The sequence below is a fragment of the Caulobacter sp. FG121 genome (assembly GCF_057809815.1).
The window spans coordinates 1-1,020 of record NZ_JBMDKR010000020.1; the positions used below are offsets into that span (position 1 = coordinate 1).

Consider the following 1,020-nt stretch of genomic DNA (forward strand, 5'->3'; position numbering starts at 1 on the left):
TGTCGTTTCCAAGAAGGTTGTTCACACGCTGCCATGGTGTGAGGCCGTTGATGCCGGAGTGTGGTCGGGCGGTGTTGTAGCTGTCGGTCCAGGGTTTGATGGCGGCGGTGCGGTGGTCTGACGAGGGGTAGGGCTTTGCGTAGGCCCATTCTCGCAGGGACGTCTGGATGAACCGCTCGGCCTTACCGTTGGTGCGGGGCGTGTATGGCCGGGTTCGGACGTGCCGGGCTGCGGCCTTCTGGAGAGCGGCGGCGAACAGCTTTGAGCGATAGGCCGATCCGTTGTCGGTCATGACCCGCTCGACCTTGACCCCGTGTCGGCCCAGCCAGGCCAGGGCGCGTTCGAGGAAGGCGGTGGTGTCGTGCTGGCCCTCGCTGGGCAGGATCTCGGTGTAGGCCAGCCGCGAGGCGTCATCGACGCAGACATGCAGGAAGTCCCAGCCCGCGCCGCGCGAGGTTCCGGCCTGGCGGCTGCCGGTGGCGCGGTGGCCTTCGATCCGGAACCGGCCCAGCTTCTTGATGTCCAGATGGATCATCTCGCCGGGGGCCGAGCGCTCGTAGCGCACCACCGGAGCCTTCGGCTCCAGCGCCGACAGTCGGCCAAGCCCCAGCCGGCGCAGGATCAGGCCCACGGTCGAGGGGGCCATGCCCAGCCGGGCCGCGATCGCCGGTCCGGTCAGACGCTCCCGCCGCAGGGCCTCGATCCGCGTCACCAGCTCATCACCGACCCTGCGCGGACATCGCCTCGGCGCCGAGCTGCGGTCGTGATGCCTTCGCTCGCCCCCGAGCCGATGCCGGGCCAGCCACTTGTGGGCCGTTCGCCTGGATACGCCAGCCGCACCCGCGGCGGCCTTCACCGTCCAGCCGCCAGCAACACGATCAGCCAGCAAGGCTCGACCAGACGGCGTCAGACGGGCATTCTTGTGAACGTTCATCCGGGGTCTCCCCGGTTAGAGGTTGGAGTGTCGCAACCCCACTCTCTCAACCCAACCCCGGGTGAACAACCTTCATAGCTTCGACA

The 1,020-nt window shown here is 68.0% G+C and carries 1 protein-coding gene; it reads right to left on the reverse strand.

Features of this window, described 5'->3' with window-relative positions; genetic code table 11:
- Positions 1–934, reverse strand: a 934-nt coding sequence (locus ACODSL_RS20060; protein ID WP_488902512.1) for an IS481 family transposase, incomplete at its 3' end; no start/stop codon positions are given.
- Between the last annotated feature and the right edge of the window lie 86 nt (positions 935–1,020).